Raw genomic sequence first — 16058 nt, forward strand, 5'->3', positions numbered from 1 at the left:
GCGGGGCGGCGGGACGGTTCATCGGCGTGGCGCTTTAAGACGTTCGTTGAAGATGCCGGCTTCATACGCCGATTTGCGCACAATGGCGCAAAATTTTGGGGCTCATCGTCATCGCGGACGCCCCCAAGGCGCCGGTCCGGGCGCGCGTCCCCGCTCAGCTCGGCGGACAATTCCGGCTCGGCGCCAGCCAAGCGGTCCGGGTGGACGCGAGAGGAAGCCTCACGGGCGCCAGGGCTCGTGGACTTCCTTCTCCACTTCCTGCTCGCGGCCCTCGTCGATGACATAGGCCAGCGCGCGCAGCGCCTGCGTCACGCCCTCGCCAGACTGGGCGGAGAGCGCCAGCGGCTTCTTCTTCGCCGCGCGCTGCAGGCGGGCGAGCTGGTCCTTCAGCGTCTGCGGGTCGAGCGCATCGATCTTGGAGAGCGCGACGATCTCCGGCTTGTCGGCAAGCCCGCCGCCATAGGCCTCCAGCTCCTTGCGCACGGTCTTGTAGGTCTTGCCGGCATGTTCGCTGGTGCCGTCGACAAGGTGCAGCAGCACGCGGCAGCGCTCGACATGGGCGAGGAAGCGGTCGCCGAGGCCCACGCCCTCATGCGCGCCCTCGATCAGGCCGGGAATGTCGGCGAGCACGAACTCGCGCCCGTCCGAACGCACGACGCCGAGACCTGGATGCAGCGTGGTGAACGGATAATCCGCCACCTTGGGCTTGGCCGCCGTGGTCGCGGCGAGGAAGGTGGACTTGCCGGCATTGGGCAGCCCGACGAGGCCGGCATCGGCGATCAGCTTGAGCCGCAGGAAGATCCAGCGTTCCTCGCCCTCCTGCCCCGGATTGGCGCGGCGCGGGGCCTGGTTGGTCGAGGTCTTGAAATGGGCATTGCCGAAGCCGCCATTGCCGCCCTTGAGCAGGCGAATCTTCTGGCCGATCTCGGTGAGGTCGGCGAGCACGGTCTCGCCATCCTCGTCCAGCACCTCGGTGCCGGCGGGCACGCGCAGCACCACGTCGTCGCCCTTGGCGCCGGCGCGGTTGGAGCCCATGCCGTAGCCGCCCTTCTTGGCCTTGAAGTGCTGCTGGAAACGGTAGTCGATCAGCGTGTTGAGCCCGTCCACGCATTCGACGAACACATCGCCGCCACGCCCGCCATCGCCGCCATCCGGGCCGCCGAACTCGATGAATTTCTCGCGGCGGAACGACAGACAGCCCGCGCCGCCGTCACCGGCACGGACATAGATCTTGGCCTGATCGAGAAATTTCATGGAGGTTGCGCTCGTTAAAGGACGGCCCGCCGTAGCGAAGCCCCGTCAGAATAGCAAATCCGGCGGCGGGAATCGCGTCTTCCCCGCCGCCGGCTCATCAGGCATGCGCCCTCAATGGGCGAGTTCGTGGCGGGTCGGCCGCGCGGTCTCGCCCCAGGCACGGAGCGACGTCCACAACCGCCGCTCCAGACGGAAGCGGTCCACGGGAACCGAGGCGCCCATGGCCCGGACGCGGGTGAGCCCGACGCCGGTCCACTGGAAGCCGCACTTCTCCAGAACCCGGCGCGAGGCCGGATTGACGACACGCGCCGAGGCGACCAGCGCGTCGAGCCCGCGATCGCCGAAGGCATGGTCGATCAGCGCGCGCGCGGCCTCGGTGGCGATGCCCCGGTCCCAATAGGGCTCGCCCAGCCAGTAGCCGATCTCCGGCACCGTCTCGTCGCGGCGGGTGAAGCCGCACATGCCGACCGGGATCGGCGGGCCGAGCCGGCCGGGTGCCTCGCCGCGCAGCGAGGCGTCGTTCTTGAGGAAGATGGCGAAGGTCGCCGCTTCCGGACCGCCGGGCAGATTGGCGATGAAGGCGGCGGCATCGGCCATGCCATAGGGATGAGGGATGTTCGCCGTCATCTCCGCCACCTTGCGGTTGTCGGCGAGCTCGGCAATCCAGGCCATGTCCTCGAGGCGCGGCGCGCGCAGGATGAGGCGCCCGGTTTCGAGGACGAGGCTACTGCTCTCCGCAAGCAGCGACGCGGTGGTCGCTTCGACGATGGTCATGACGGTCTCCTGTGCCTTGGAACCCGAGGGGGCTGGAACGCGAAAAGGGGAGGCGGTTTTCTCGCCTCCCCTTCGGGCACTGGAGCGTCCAAATCGGCGCTTTTTCCAGAAATCCTACCGGTCGGGCGAGACCGGCGGGATTTCAAGAAATCTCACCGGCTATTACTCGGCGGCCTCGGCGGCCGGAATCACGGATACGTAGGTGCGGGAATTGGATTTGGTTCGGAACTCGACGCGGCCCTCGGTAAGGGCAAAAAGGGTATGATCCTTGCCCATGCCGACATTGGTGCCGGGATGCCAGGTGGTGCCGCGCTGACGAACGATGATGTTGCCGGCGACCACGGCCTGGCTGCCGAACTTCTTCACGCCGAGACGGCGGCCGGCCGAGTCGCGGCCGTTGCGGGAGGAACCGCCTGCTTTCTTATGAGCCATGATGTACTCCTAATCCTGCTTGGCGGTCTCAGGCGCCGGTAATCGAGGTGATGCGGACGACGGTGAAGTCCTGCCGGTGGCCGCGCTTGCGGCGCGAATTCTGACGGCGGCGCTTCTTGAAGGCAATGACCTTGTCGCCACGGGTCTGCTTGACCACCTCGGCGGACACGGAAGCGCCTTCCACGTCGGCGCCGGCCTTCGGGCTGTCGCCACCCAGCATCAGAACCGGGAAGGAAACGGTGGCACCATCCTCGGCATCGATCTTGCCGACGGTGATGACCTGATCGGCGGCAACGCGATACTGCTTGCCACCCGTCTTGATGACCGCGAACATGTTATGTCCTTTCGTTCGAGCCCGACCTCCTCGCCTTGCAACGCGGGGTCGGCTTCTTTCGGTCGGTTGCGGGACGCGCAGCGCGGGCTCTAGGCCCACTTCTACGCAAGGTCGGGCTCTTAGACGCCGATACGCGACCTGTCAAGGAAAACGCCGCGTCCCGGCGCGCTCACGCCGCCATCCAGCCGCCATCCACGAACAGATTGTGCCCGGTGAGATAGGTCGCCTCGTCGCTGGCGAGGAACAGCGCGGCATTGGCCACGTCCTGCGGCGTGCCAAGACGCGGCCACGGCGTGCGGGCGTGGGAATAGTCGATCCATTTCGGCTCGACCGCGCGTCCGGGCTTGCCGGTGAGTATCTTGCCCGGCGCCACGGCGTTGGAGACGATGAAATCCTTGGCGTAGTCGGCCGCGATCTGGCGCGTCATATAGGCGATGCCGGCCTTGCTGACGCCATAGGCGAAGTCCTCCGGCGCGCTGATATGGCCGTGCTGCGAGGAGATGTGCACCAGCCGCCCGCGCACCTCCCCGACAATTTCCTGCTTCAGCATCTGACGCACGGCGGCGCGGGCGCACAGATAGGCACCCTTCAGGCTGACATCCATCACATAATCCCAGTCGTTTTCCTCGGTCTCCACCAGCGGCTTGCCGGCATGCACCGCCGCATTGTTGACGAGAACATCGAGCCGTCCAAAGCGTGCGACCGTTGCGGCGACCAGCGCATCGACGTCGGCGGCCTTGGAGATGTCCGTCTGGTGGAACACCGCAATGCCGCCCTCCTCCGCCACGACTTCGCAGACCGGCGGCCCGCCCTCGATGACCTCGGTGGTGATGTCGGCGACCACCACCCGCGCACCCTCGCGCGCGAAAGTGCGTACGATGGCGCGGCCAATGCCGGACGAGCCGCCGGTAACGATGGCCACCCGGCCGGCGAGACGCTGGGTCATGATCAAGGCTCCAGAGGGGGATTGCGGGGAACGAAACGGTCAAGCCAGGCAAGATAATCCCGCGCCGCTTCGTCGAGCGGGAGCACGCGGGCCGGCGACAGCGCGTCGATGCGGGTATTGTCCAGCGCCGGGCGGTCGGTGGCGTAGCCATAGCGGATGGTGGGTGCGGCGGCGTCGAGGCGCCACCGGAAGCCGGGATGGTGCGCTTCCAGGGCCGCGCACCACTCGGCAAGCGTGGTGACGCTGCCGCCACCGAGATTGACCGGGCCCGCGCCGGGCGGGGGCGCTTCCAGCACATCGGCTATGCGCCGTCCGGCCTCGCGGGAATAGAGCCAGTCCGCCGGGACGGCGCGCGGCAGCACGCAGGAAGCACCTTGCCGCGCCGCCTTCGTGATCTGGTGATGGGGGCTGAGCACGGCGCGCACGCCGCTCTCATGCTCCCACGGCCCGAATACCGGGCCGAGGCGGATCACCCGCAGGTCCATGCCGTCCAGGGCGGCGAGGCGGGTAAGTGCCTGTTCCGCCGCGTATTTACTCACTCCGTAGAGCGTTTCGGGGCGGGGTACGCTTTCGGCCTCGTCATAGCGGCCGAAAACATTGGTCTGCGCCGCGCCATAAGCCGAAATCGAGGAGAGAAACAGCAGGCGGCCGGCACCGCCATCCCGTGCGGCGGCCATTAGCCGGCAGGCGCCGGCGATATTGACCTCCATGATGATCTCCGGCGCCGCGCGCTCCAGCGCCACATCCGGCGTGATCGCGGCGGCATGCACGACCTGGGCGATCGGATGATCTTCGAACAGCCGGCGCAGGGCGACGCCGTCCGTTATGTCGCCCGGCACGAAAACCAGGCGCCGCAACCATTCCGCGCCGGAAAAGGCCGGCGGGCGGCGGTCGAAACCGATCACGGTGCGGCCGCGCGCGACCAGCGCCTCGCACACCGCCGCGCCGATGAAGCCGGAGCATCCGGTGACCAGAACCGCGCTCATGAGGGGCCGTCCCCGTAATGACGGCGCAGCGCCTGCGCGATCTCTTCGGCCGCGCGGCGGGCGGGCGCGCCGATGTCGCGCGCGCCGAGCGCCGCCGAAGCGGCCAGATCGGCGGCGCCGCGGCGGATATCGGCGGCGGCGGGGCCGCGCCGGTAGCGCTCCTCGCCCTCCACCATCGTCATCACGACATCAGCCCCGCAGGCCCGCGCCATCACCGCCTCGACGAGGCCGGTATCGGTATCGAGGTAGGCGCCGCGAAGCCGCGACAGATCGAGCGCGACAAGATCGGCCCGCAGGCCGGGATGCAGGCTGCCGATATCGTCGCGGAAACACGCTTGCGCTCCCGCCCGGGTGCCCATGGGCAGCGTCGCGGCGGGATCGGCCCCGGCAGCGCGCGCGAGCAGATCGCCGAGCCGCAACTCGCTCAGATAGTCCTCATTATCCTGCAGCGCGCAATTATCGGTGCCGAGCGCCACGGTAAGCCCGGCCTCGCGCCAGTGGGCCATGGCGGGGGCGCCATTGCCGAGCCGCAGATTGGAGCCGGGATTGGCGACGATGACGAGGCCGAGCCGCAGGGCCTGCGCGATGTCGCGGGCGGTGCCGCGCGTGAAATGCGCGGCGCTGGCCTTAGCCGCGAACACGCCGAGCGCTTCCAGCCGGGCGAGCACGCCTTCGGGATAGAGCGCGTCCGCACAGCGGGCCTGTGCCGGCGATTCGAGCAGGTGGAAATGCAGCCCGAGCCCGCGCGCGGCGGCATCCTTCGCCAGCGCGGCCCATGCCGCGTCGCTGACCCATTGGGGGCCGGCCGGGCCATAGGCCAGCGTGATGGTGGGATGGCCGGCATAGTCGGCACAGAGCCGGTCCATCAGGTCGAGCGTGGCGTCGAGCGGCAGGTAGGCCGGCCGCGCCGCGTCAAGCAGCGCCCGCGCCTGCGCGCTCAGCCCGGCGCGGAAGGCGGCCTCGTCGGCGTCGGGATAGACCAGCCCGCCGCGATCAGCATAGCCGACGCAGACGGTGGCGCGCAGCCCGGTCTCCTCATAGGCGCGCAGCGAGGCGCGCAGCTCGGCCTCATAGTCGCCGGAGGCGTAGCTGTAATTGGCGTGGAGCGTCGCGGTGACGCCGTTCGCCAGCATTTCCAGCGCCGCGAGTTTTGTGAGCGCGTAAGGATCGGGCGCGCCGCGCCCCCGCCGCCGCGCGATCCACGGCTCCAGCGCATCGTCGGGATAGCCGAGCTGGATCTGGCTCAATCCCCGCCCATGCTGGTGCGCATTGACGAAGCCGGGCAGCAGCAGCGCATGCTCGAAGCGCTCGCGCGGGGCCTGCGGAAACTGCCGCGCGAGGTCGGCGGCGGGGCCGATGGCAAGCACCCGCCCCTCCCCGACCGCGACGGCACCCTCGGGGATCACCGACGCGCCGGCGTCGGCCAGCAGCGCCTCCGCCTCCAGAATGCGCATGGTCAGAACAGCTGCCGGGGCAGCCACAGCGCCATGTCGGGCCAGGCGATCAGCAGGCCGGTGAAGGCCAGCATCAACAGCACGAAGGGCGTGGCGCCGCGGATCACGTCCATGATCGAGCCCTGCCCGCGCACGCCCTGCACCACATAGAGGTTCATGCCGATGGGCGGGGTGATGAGGCCGATTTCCATCATCAGCACCAGAAAGATGCCGAACCACACCGGATCGATGCCCAGATGCACGACGAGCGGGAACACCACCGGGAGGGTGGCGATCATCATGGAGAGCGTTTCCATGAAGCAGCCGAGGATCAGGTAGAACACGATCAGCAGCAGGATGATTTCCAGCGGCCCGGCGCCGAGCTGCGAGACGAAGCCGGTGAGCGCCTGCGGGATGCCGAGCACGCCGATCACGAAGTTCAGGAACTGCGCGCCGACCATGATCAGAAGGATCATCGCCGAGATGCGCACGGTCGAGACCATGGATTCGTGCAGCAGGCGCATGGAGAAGCGCCGCTTGGCGATGGCGACCAGAAGCGAGCCCACCACGCCGATCGCCGCCGATTCCGTCGGCGTCGCCCAGCCGAGATAGATCGAGCCCATCACGATGGCGAAGATGATGAAGGGCGGCACGATGTCGAGCAGGCTCGCGAGCTTCTCGGCCATGGGGCGTTCGGGCAGGCGCGGGCCGGCGAGTTCCGGCTTGAGGATGCAATAGACCGCGATCAGCGCCATGAACGCCCCGGTGAGCAGCAGCCCCGGCACGATGCCCGCCGCGAACAGCTGGCCGATCGAGGTGTTGGTCATCGAGCCGTAGATGATCATGTTGATCGAGGGCGGGATGAGGATGCCGAGCGTCGCCCCGGCCGCAATGCTGCCGGTGGTCAGGCGCTCGTCATACTGGCGCTCCTTGAGGATCGGCAGCGCCACGGTGCCGATGGTGGCGGCGGTGGCGACCGAGGAGCCGGAGACCGCCGCGAAGATCGCGCTCGCGCCGATATTGGAATGCAGCAGGCCGCCCGGCAGCCGGCGCATCCAGTCCGACAGGCAGCGATACAGGCCGTCGGCGACGCCCGAGCGCACCAGGATCTCTCCGAGGAACACGAAAAGCGGGATCGCGGTGAGAATGAAGTCGTTCTGTCCGCTCCACATCTGGTTGCCGAAGCCGAGCAGGGTTGCCGACCCGAGAAACGACCAGGCGCCGATGAAGGCGGTGAGAAACAGGGCGATGGCGACCGGCAACCCGATCAGCATCAGCCCCAGCATCATGAGAAAGCCGAGCCCGGCTCCAACGATCCCGATCATCCGCGAAACGCCCCCGGATCGTCGTGCAACTCGACACGCTCCTCGTCGATGATCTCCTCCAGCGTCTTCATGCCGTAGAAGCGATTCAGCCTGCGCCGGTCGCTCACCATCAGGATCAGCGCATGGATCGCGATGATCGAGGCGACGGCGGCGAAGAACAGAAGCCCGATGAACCAGGCCAGTTGCGGCTGCCACAGCGGGGTCATGAGCGGCGTGCCCGACAGCGAGCCATATTCGACGCTCTCCATCAGCGCGGCATAGGACCGCCACGCCATGAACAGCGCCATCAGCGCGATGCACCAGCACGAGACCAGATTGAGCAGCGCCTGCGGGCCGGTGCCGACACGCTCGATGAGGATCTCGACACGGGTATGGGCGCGCTCCAGCAGCGCATAGGAAAAGCCGAAGGCGGCGAGCACCGCCAGCGTGTAACCGCCGAACTCGTCCGAGCCCTGAAGCGAGAGATTGAACGCGCTGCGCAGCACCACCTCGGCGGTGACCAGAAAGGAAAGGCCGAGCAGCAGATAGCCGGCGAGCAGCGCCATCAGGCGCGCCGGCGGCAGCAGCAGCCGGGATACCGGGTTGTCGTCCTTCATGACGCCTCCGAACGGCGGACGGCCGCCCCCTGCGGGGCGGCCTTGGGGATCAGGGTCGGCCGGTCACTTGATGGTCAGGCCGGCGGCGGCGCCGGCGGTCTTGTTCCAGGTGGCCGAGCAGTTCGGGTCCACCGCGTCGCAGGTCTTCTTCCAGATCGGCAGCACGGTGTCTTCGGCCACTTCCTTGATCGTGGCGCGATCGGCATCGCTGATCTCGACCAGCTTCATGGCGAACTTCTTGTGGCCCTTGCAGCTGTCCTGCCCGGTGTTGCAGGCCACCGCATCCTCATTGGCCGAGATGGCAAGGTCCCACAGCTTGTCTTCGAGCTGCTTGAACTGGACCATGATCGCGTCCTGCTGCTCCTTGGTCAGCTTGTTCCAGCTGTCGAGGTTCATGAAGTGACCCTGGACCGAGCCGGACACCGAGAGCGGCAGCAGGTAGGAGGTGACTTCCGGCCAGTTGCCGGTGTTGCCGGAGGTCGGCGAGGTCACGCCGCAGGAGGCGACGCCGCGCTGAAGCGCCGGGTAGACTTCGGAGAACTGCAGCGTCACCGGGGTGGCGCCGAGCTTCTCCAGCATGGCCGACATGGACGGGGTGAAGGAGCGCACCTTCAGGCCCTTGAGATCGTCGAGGCCCTTGATCTCCTTGTTGCAGTAGAACACCTGCGGGCCGAACGGCCACAGCGTCAGCACCTTGGCGTTGAACTTGGTCTGCAGCCGCTCGTCGAAGGCGGGGCGATAGGCATCGACCACCTTGCGCAGCGACGGCATGTCGGTGGCGACACCGATCAGGTCGACGCCCTCGAAGAACGGATCGTCGCGCGAGGCCATGCCGATCTGCACCGACATCACATCGAACGAACCGCCGCGCAGCATGCGCAGCGCGTCCGGCGCCTTCACGCCGACCACGTCCATCGGGTTGTAGTTCACCGCGAACGGCACGCCGGAGGTCTGCGGCAGCGCCTCGAAGAAGGCCCGCTCGATGTCCACCTGCTTGTTGTTCTGGGAGAAATTGCCGGCAACGCGCAGCGGCGTCTGCGCCATCGCCACACTGGACGCCGCGATCAGACCGGCAGCGACCAGCGAGGCCGAAAGGATGTTCCTCATGGGGACCCTCGTCGATTTTGAATTCATTTCCGAGGTGAATGTTGCAGATAAATCGGCGCGCGCCAAACACTAATCGTGCTGCGATGCAGAAAAACTGCTCAGGATGGCCATTTGCTCAACATTCATGCACATCTGCCAAAATCATAAGCAAAATCTCGACGAAACAAGAGTTTGCAGGCCCCCTCCCCGGCGAAGGGCGCTTGCCAATCACCGCGAATTCCGCTCATAAAGACGCCGACACCCCGACCGGCGCCGCGCGCGGCCTCCCGATCGGCGCGCTTCGGAAAAGCGAGTTTTTGAATGCAAAATGGTCCGTCAGAGTCCCGGCGCACGATGATCGGCATGCTCACGCCATCATCCAATACGGTGGTCGAGCCCTATACGAGCGCGCTGGCCTGGCCGCTGTTTCCGCAGGTGAGCGTGCATTTCGGCCGCTTCCGCGTGCGGCGCATCGCGCTCGACGCCGATTCCAACCAGCAGTTCACGCTCGACCCGATCTTTCAGGCCGCCGACCTGCTGATGGACGCCAAGCCGGACGTCATCGCCTGGAACGGCACCTCGGCGAGCTGGCTGGGCTTCGACACCGACGAGAAGCTGTGCGCGCAGCTGCGCGAGCGCTTCGGCGTGCGGGCCACCAGCGCGGTGCTGAGCCTCAACCAGCTGCTGCACCGGCTCGGCTCCCGCCGGCTCGGGCTGGTCACGCCCTACACGCCCGACGTGCAGGAGAAGATCATCGCCAATTACCGCGCCATCGGGATCGAGACCGTGGCGGAGCGCCATAGCGGGCGCTCCGACAATTTCTCGTTCTCGGAGGTTTCGGAGAACGAGATCGCGCGGATGTGCCGCGAGGTGGCGCAGTCCGGGCCGGACGCGATCGCGATTCTCTGCACCAATATGCGCGGGCCGCTGATCGCGGCCGAGCTGGAGCGGGAACTCGGCATCCCGGTGCTGGATTCGGTCGCCTTCACCCTGTGGGGATGCCTGAAGGAAGCCGGAGTTTCGATGACACGGCTGATGCGGAACGGCATCATGTTCGCCCATTAGCCGCGCACAGAATCCGAGGCAGCACCGCGATGATCGACGCCGATCCGCTCGACAGATTCCCCTCGCCGGAGGAGGCCGAGGCGGCCGGCGGCGAGGCGACGCTGCACGGCAACCTCGTCGCGCAGCTTCGCGCCATATTGATGGAGGGCGAGCTGCCGGCGGGCTCGCGCATTCCCGAGGCGGAGCTGTGCCGGCGCTTCCGCGTCTCGCGCACCCCGCTGCGCGAGGCGCTGAAGGTGATGGCGGCCGAGGGCTTCGTCATCCTGCGCCCGAATCGCGGCGCCATCGTCGCGCCGGTCGACCCCGACGAGATCGCGCCGCTGTTCGAGTTCAAGGGCGCGCTGGAACGGCTGATCGGCCTCACCGCCGCCGAGCGCGCCAGCGCCGAGGAGATCGCGGCGCTGGACGCGATCCATGTCGAGCTGAAGGCCGCGCTCGCGCAGGGCGAGCATGACGACTACACCCGGCTCAACTACGCCTTCCACCGCGGCCTCGCACAGGCGACGCGCAACCCGGTGCTGATCCAGAGCTACGAGGCGCTGCAGCAGAAGATCTGGCGCTACCGCTTCATCGTGAACGAGCACGAGCAGCGGCTGCAGGAATCCTTCGCCGAGCATGAGCGCGTTATCGTCGCGCTGCGCGCACGCACGCCGCTCGACCTTGCCGAGCGGCTGGAGACCCATAACCGGCTGACCGGCCTCGCCATGGTCGAGCTGATGCGGCGGGCGGCGGATGCGGAAACCTCCAAGACGCGCGGCAAGAGCCGGGCGACCACACGTTCGGCGACCACAAGCTGAGGAGCCAGATAATGGCCATGTTCGACACCATCATCCGGGGCGGGCGCGTCTCCACGGCCGCCGACACCTTCCTTTGCGACATCGGGATTCGCGATGGCCGCATCGCCGCGCTCGGCACCGATCTGGGCGAGGCGCACGAGATCATCGACGCCTCCGGCAAATGGGTGCTGCCCGGCGGCATCGACAGCCATGTCCATATCTCGCAGCCTTCCGGCGACGGCATCGTGATGGCCGACGACTTCGAGAGCGCGACCCGCTCGGCGGTGATCGGGGGCAACACCACCGTGCTGCCGTTCTGCCTGCAGGAGAAGGGCAAATCGCTGCGCGCCGCCGTCGAGGCCTATCACGCCAAGGCGGAGGGCCAGTGCTACACCGACGTCTCGTTCCACCTCATCCTTTCCGACCCCACGCCGCAGGTTCTGGGGCAGGAACTGCCGGCGCTGGTGAAGGACGGCTACACCTCGTTCAAGGTGTTCATGACCTATGAGGGTCTGGCGCTGAACGACCGGCAGATTCTGGAGGTGATGGAAGTGGCGCGCGACACCCGCGCCCTCGTCATGATCCACGCCGAGAATTACGACATCATCCGCTTCCTCACCGACAAGTTCGAGGCCGAGGGCAAGATCGCGCCGCGCTTCCACGCCACCTCGCGCCCGGTGATCGCCGAGCGCGAGGCAACCTCGCGCGCCATCTCGCTCGCCGAGCTTTCCGACGTGCCGCTGATGGTGGTCCATGTCTCCAATCGCGAGGCGATGGAGGAAATCCGGCGCGCCCGGCAGCGCGGCCTGAAGATCTTCGGCGAGACCTGCCCGCAATATCTGGTGCTGACCGAGAACGACCTCGACGGGCTGAACATGGAGGGTGCGAAATATGTCTGCTCGCCGCCTCCGCGCGATGTCGACAGCCAGCAGGCGTGCTGGGAGGGATTGCAGCAGGGCGTGTTCTCGGTGTTCTCCTCCGACCACTGCCCGTTCCGCTATGACGACCCGCAGGGCAAGCTCACGCCGAAAGGCCGCACCTCGTTCCGCTGGGTGCCGAACGGCATTCCGGGCGTGGGGGCGCGGCTGCCGATCCTGTTCTCGGAAGGGGTGATGAAGGGGCGGATCGACATCAACCAGTTCGTCGCGGTGACCGCCACCAACCACGCCAAGGCCTATGGCCTCTACCCGCGCAAGGGCACCATCGCGGTCGGCGCCGATGCCGACATTGCGATCTGGGACCCGGAGCGCCGGCAGACCCTGACCCATGACCTCTTGAAGGACGGCAGCGACTACACGCCCTATGAAGGGCTGGAGATCACCGGCTGGCCGGTGACCACGCTGGTGCGCGGCAAGGTGATGGTGCGCGAGGGCGCGCTGGAAGGCGCCAAGGGCTCGGGCAGCTATCTCTCGCGCGAGATCAGCGCGCTGGTCTGAAAGCGCGCGGATCGGCCGCCCGCCCCGCGCCTCAGGGCCGCGGATCGGCCCCCGCGCCTCACGGCGCGGTGAGCCGGCGCACCGCGTCGTGCCAGCCATCGAGCTTGCGGGCGCGGGTTGCCGCCGACATGGCCGGCGTGAAGCGGTGGTCGAGCCGCCAGCGGTCGGCGAAGTGCTCCGGGTCCGGCAGAACGCCGGCGTTCAGCCCGGCGAGATAGGCCGCGCCCAGCGCCGTGGTTTCGCGCACCACCGGCCGGTCAACCGGCGCGGCAAGTAGATCGGCGAGGCGCTGCATGGTGAAATCGGAAGCGACCATGCCGCCATCGACGCGCAGCACCGTGCGCGCGCCGTTCGAGGTCGTTCCGGTGGAGACCGCGCCAGCGGCGGCTCCGGCGGGTGCGGCGCCAGCGGGTGCGGCGGCTCCTTGCCAGTCGGCATGCATGGCGTTGATCAGGTCGACGGTCTGGTAGCAGACGCTTTCCAGCGTCGCGAGCGCGATCTCCGCCTGCGAGGTCGCCCGCGTCAGGCCGAACAGCGCGCCGCGCACGTCCGGGTTCCAGTACGGCGCACCGAGGCCCACGAAGGCCGGCACCAGATAGACCGCCTGCGCCGGATCGGCGGCGCGCGCCAGCGCCTCGCTGTCCCCCGACGACTCGATGATCTTCAGCCCGTCGCGCAGCCACTGCACCGCCGCGCCCGCGACGAAGATCGAGCCCTCAATGGCGTAGGTGCGCCGGCCGTCGATCTGATAGGCGATGGTGGTGAGCAGGCGGTTGCCGGAGGTGACCGCCGTGGCGCCGGTATTGAGCAAGGCGAAGCAGCCGGTGCCGTAGGTCGACTTGATCATGCCCGGGGCGAAGCAGGCCTGCCCGACCGTCGCCGCCTGCTGGTCGCCGGCAATGCCGCCAATGGAAACCGGCCCGCCGAAGAAGCGCGGCTGGGTGGTGCCGAATTCCGAGGAGGAATCCTTCACCTCCGGCAGCAGCGAGCGCGGCACGCGCAGCAGCGCCAGCAGATCGTCGTCCCATTCGCCGGTGTGGATGTTGAACAGCAGCGTTCGCGAGGCATTGGTGGCGTCGGTGGCGTGCACCCGCCCGTCGGTCAGCTTCCAGAGCAGCCAGGAATCCACCGTGCCGAAGGCGAGTTCGCCGCGCTCCGCCCGCGCCCGCGCGCCGGGGACATGGTCGAGGATCCAGCCGATCTTGGTGCCGGAGAAGTAGGGGTCGAGAATCAGCCCGGTGCGGGCGGTCACCATCGGCTCATGACCCTCGGCCTTGAGCCGCGCGCAGAGTTCAGCGGTGCGGCGGTCCTGCCAGACGATGGCGCGGTAGATCGCCTGTCCGGTGGAGCGGTCCCACACCACGGTGGTCTCGCGCTGGTTGGTGATGCCGATGCTGGCGATATCGCGCGCCTGCGCCCCGACCTGCGCCATGGCGGTGCGGCAGGTGTCCAGCGTGGTGCGCCAGAGGTCCTCGGCCTCGTGCTCCACCCAGCCGGAAGTCGGGAAATGCTGCGGGAATTCCTGCTGCGCCTGCGCCGCGATGGTGGTGTCGGGGCGGAACAGGATGGCGCGGGAGGAGGTGGTGCCCTGGTCGATGGCGAGGAGGTAGGTCGTCACGTTGCGCTCCGCGAAAAGGCGTCATCCCGGAAGCTGTGCACCTTGCCGGGACGATCGTCCACGTCGAGCGGAAAGACCGCTGGGGACGGCATGACGGGAAAAGCGCGCCCCGGGCGGCGAGCGTCCGGGGCGGGGTGCCGGGGCGGTGGAGCACTGGCTCCCGCCGCCCCGGCGTCAGGCTCGGATCGGACCGGTCAGTTGCGGCTCGGCGGGGTCGCCGGCCACGAGTTGATCAGCGTGTCATAGTCGATGGTCGCGCCCTGGGGCTTCTCGTTGGCGAGCTTGGGCTGCGGCGCGAGCGTGCCGGTCTCCTTGGCGAGATTCACCCAGTATTCCATCGGGTGCTTCTCGTTCAGCTTCGGGCCGCATTCGCCCTGGACGCCCGCCTTTTCGAGGCGCGCCATCACCGATTCCTGCGCCTCGGCGAGGGAATCCATGGCCGCCTGCGGGGTCTTGGCGCCGGAGGAGGCGTCACCGATGTTCTGCCACCAGAGCTGGGCGAGCTTGGGGTAGTCCGGCACGTTGGCGCCGGTCGGCGACCACTGCACGCGGGCCGGCGAGCGGTAGAACTCGATCAGGCCGCCGAGCTTGGGCGCGCGCTCGGTGAAGCTCTTGTCCCAGATGTCGCTCTCGCGGATGAAGGTGAGGCCGACATGGCTCTTCTTCAGCGAGACGGTCTTGGAGGTGACGAACTGGGCATAGAGCCAGGCCGCCTTACGGCGATCCACCGGGGTCGACTTCAGCAGCGTCCAGGAACCGACGTCCTGGTAGCCGAGCTTCATGCCGTCCTTCCAGTACGCGCCCTTGGGCGAGGGAGCCATGCGCCACTTCGGCGTGCCGTCGGCATTCATGACCGGCAGGCCTTCCTTCACCATGTCGGCGGTGAAGGCGGTGTACCAGAACATCTGCTGGGCGATGTTGCCCTGGGCGGGCACCGGGCCGGCCTCGGAGAAGGTCATGCCGAGCGCCTGCGGTGGCGTGTACTTCTTCAGCCACTCGATATACTTGGTGATCGAGTAGACGGCGGCGGGGCCGTTGGTGTCGCCGCCGCGCTCGACGGTCGAGCCGGTGGGGCGGCAGCCTTCCATGCGGATGCCCCATTCATCGACCGGCTTGCCGTTGGGCAGGCCGCGATCGCCGTTGCCGGCCATGGAGAGCCACGCATCGGTGAACCGCCAGCCAAGCGAGGGGTCCTTCTTGCCGTAGTCCATGTTGCCATAGACCTTGACGCCGTTGATTTCCTTCACGTCGTTGGTGAAGAACTCCGCGATGTCCTCATAGGCCGACCAGTTCAGCGGCACGCCGAGATCGTAGCCATACTTGGCCTTGAACTTGGCCTTGATGTCCGGGTTGGTGAACCAGTCGTAGCGGAACCAGTAGAGGTTGGCGAACTGCTGGTCCGGGAGCTGGTAGACCTTGCCGTCCGGCGCGGTGGTGAAGGAGATGCCGATGAAGTCCGGCAGATCGAGGGTCGGCGAGGTGACGTCCTTGCCTTCGCCCACCATCCAGTCGGTCAGCGGCACGGCCTGCTTGTAGCGGAAATGGGTGCCGATCAGGTCGGAATCGTTCACCCACGCATCGTAGATGTTCTTGCCCGACTGCATCTGGGTCTGGATCTTCTCGACGACATCGCCCTCCTGGATGAGGTCGTGGGTCAGCTTGATCCCGGTGATCTCGGAGAACGCCTTGGCGAGGACCTTGGCCTCGTATTCATGGGTGGTGATGGTCTCGGAGACGACGTTGATCTCCATGCCCTTGAACGGCTCGGCCGCCTTGATGAACCATTCCATCTCCTTCATCTGCTCGTCCTTGGAGAGCGTGGAGGGCTGGAACTCGCTGTCGATCCATTTCTTGGCGGCCGCCTCGTCCGCGCGCACCGGCGCGGCATGGGCGAACAGCACCGCCGCGCTGGCGGCGAGCAGGAGGCGTGTGCGGCGATTTAACGGTCTCATATCCGTTTCCTCTCGGTTGCTTCTTCCCAGGAACCCGCGGCTTCA

Annotated in this window: 16 protein-coding genes; 3 read left to right on the plus strand and 13 right to left on the minus strand. The window is 67.5% G+C overall.

Features of this window, described 5'->3' with window-relative positions; genetic code table 11:
- Positions 1 to 219: 219 nt before the first annotated feature.
- The 11 genes from obgE to VRZ77_RS15145 form a co-directional block, all read right to left on the minus strand.
- The gene (obgE, locus tag VRZ77_RS15095; protein ID WP_414593463.1) at positions 220 to 1254 is read right to left on the minus strand and encodes a GTPase ObgE; all 1035 of its coding nucleotides are present in this window, start codon (positions 1252 to 1254) and stop codon (positions 220 to 222) included.
- Between the two features lie 111 nt (positions 1255 to 1365).
- Positions 1366 to 2028, minus strand: coding sequence for a GNAT family N-acetyltransferase (locus tag VRZ77_RS15100; RefSeq protein WP_414593464.1), 663 nt, complete (start codon positions 2026 to 2028; stop codon positions 1366 to 1368).
- A 162-nt stretch (positions 2029 to 2190) separates the two neighbouring features.
- Positions 2191 to 2460, minus strand: a complete 270-nt coding sequence (rpmA, locus tag VRZ77_RS15105) for a 50S ribosomal protein L27 (protein ID WP_414593465.1) — start codon at positions 2458 to 2460, stop codon at positions 2191 to 2193.
- A 28-nt stretch (positions 2461 to 2488) separates the two neighbouring features.
- The gene (gene rplU / locus VRZ77_RS15110; RefSeq protein ID WP_241620302.1) at positions 2489 to 2794 is read right to left on the minus strand and encodes a 50S ribosomal protein L21; all 306 of its coding nucleotides are present in this window, start codon (positions 2792 to 2794) and stop codon (positions 2489 to 2491) included.
- Positions 2795 to 2963: 169 nt separating this feature from the next.
- Complete coding sequence (locus VRZ77_RS15115) at positions 2964 to 3740, minus strand: SDR family NAD(P)-dependent oxidoreductase (protein ID WP_414593466.1); 777 nt, start codon at positions 3738 to 3740, stop codon at positions 2964 to 2966.
- A 2-nt stretch (positions 3741 to 3742) separates the two neighbouring features.
- The gene (locus tag VRZ77_RS15120; protein ID WP_414593467.1) at positions 3743 to 4726 is read right to left on the minus strand and encodes an NAD-dependent epimerase/dehydratase family protein; all 984 of its coding nucleotides are present in this window, start codon (positions 4724 to 4726) and stop codon (positions 3743 to 3745) included.
- Entirely contained in the window at positions 4723 to 6180 is a 1458-nt protein-coding gene (locus VRZ77_RS15125) for an amidohydrolase family protein (protein ID WP_414593468.1), read from the minus strand. Before VRZ77_RS15125 ends, VRZ77_RS15120 begins: the two co-directional genes overlap by 4 nt.
- 2 nt (positions 6181 to 6182) lie before the next feature.
- Complete coding sequence (locus tag VRZ77_RS15130; RefSeq protein ID WP_241620294.1) at positions 6183 to 7484, minus strand: TRAP transporter large permease; 1302 nt, start codon at positions 7482 to 7484, stop codon at positions 6183 to 6185.
- Positions 7481 to 8080: a TRAP transporter small permease subunit gene (locus tag VRZ77_RS15135; protein ID WP_414593469.1), complete on the minus strand. Its 600-nt coding sequence runs from the start codon at positions 8078 to 8080 to the stop codon at positions 7481 to 7483. Before VRZ77_RS15135 ends, VRZ77_RS15130 begins: the two co-directional genes overlap by 4 nt.
- Positions 8081 to 8143: 63 nt before the next feature.
- Positions 8144 to 9187, minus strand: coding sequence for a TRAP transporter substrate-binding protein (locus VRZ77_RS15140; protein ID WP_241620290.1), 1044 nt, complete (start codon positions 9185 to 9187; stop codon positions 8144 to 8146).
- A gap of 122 nt (positions 9188 to 9309) precedes the next feature.
- Positions 9310 to 9537 (minus strand): hypothetical protein, encoded by a 228-nt coding sequence (locus VRZ77_RS15145; RefSeq protein WP_414593470.1) that lies wholly within the window; start codon positions 9535 to 9537, stop codon positions 9310 to 9312.
- Between VRZ77_RS15145 and VRZ77_RS15150 the strand changes: the two genes are divergently transcribed.
- Genes VRZ77_RS15150 through hydA form a run of 3 tightly spaced genes read left to right on the plus strand, consistent with a single transcriptional unit; the run spans position 9530 to position 12443 of the window.
- A complete protein-coding gene (locus tag VRZ77_RS15150) occupies positions 9530 to 10231 on the plus strand; it encodes an aspartate/glutamate racemase family protein (protein ID WP_414593471.1) in 702 nt (233 codons plus the stop codon). The two genes, VRZ77_RS15145 and VRZ77_RS15150, sit on opposite strands and share 8 nt — an antisense overlap.
- 29 nt (positions 10232 to 10260) lie before the next feature.
- On the plus strand, positions 10261 to 11028 hold the full coding sequence (locus tag VRZ77_RS15155) for a GntR family transcriptional regulator (RefSeq protein WP_414593472.1): 768 nt from the start codon (positions 10261 to 10263) through the stop codon (positions 11026 to 11028).
- A gap of 11 nt (positions 11029 to 11039) precedes the next feature.
- A complete protein-coding gene (gene hydA, locus VRZ77_RS15160) occupies positions 11040 to 12443 on the plus strand; it encodes a dihydropyrimidinase (protein ID WP_414593473.1) in 1404 nt (467 codons plus the stop codon).
- A 58-nt stretch (positions 12444 to 12501) separates the two neighbouring features.
- Here the strand turns inward: hydA and glpK are convergent, their stop codons facing one another.
- Together glpK and VRZ77_RS15170 are read right to left on the minus strand one after the other, a co-directional pair.
- A complete protein-coding gene (gene glpK / locus VRZ77_RS15165; RefSeq protein WP_414593474.1) occupies positions 12502 to 14061 on the minus strand; it encodes a glycerol kinase GlpK in 1560 nt (519 codons plus the stop codon).
- A 194-nt stretch (positions 14062 to 14255) separates the two neighbouring features.
- Positions 14256 to 16013 (minus strand): ABC transporter substrate-binding protein, encoded by a 1758-nt coding sequence (locus VRZ77_RS15170; RefSeq protein WP_414593475.1) that lies wholly within the window; start codon positions 16011 to 16013, stop codon positions 14256 to 14258.
- Positions 16014 to 16058 lie beyond the last annotated feature (45 nt).

This window comes from Ancylobacter sp. G4_0304, assembly GCF_047501495.1.
GTDB lineage: Bacteria > Pseudomonadota > Alphaproteobacteria > Rhizobiales > Xanthobacteraceae > Ancylobacter.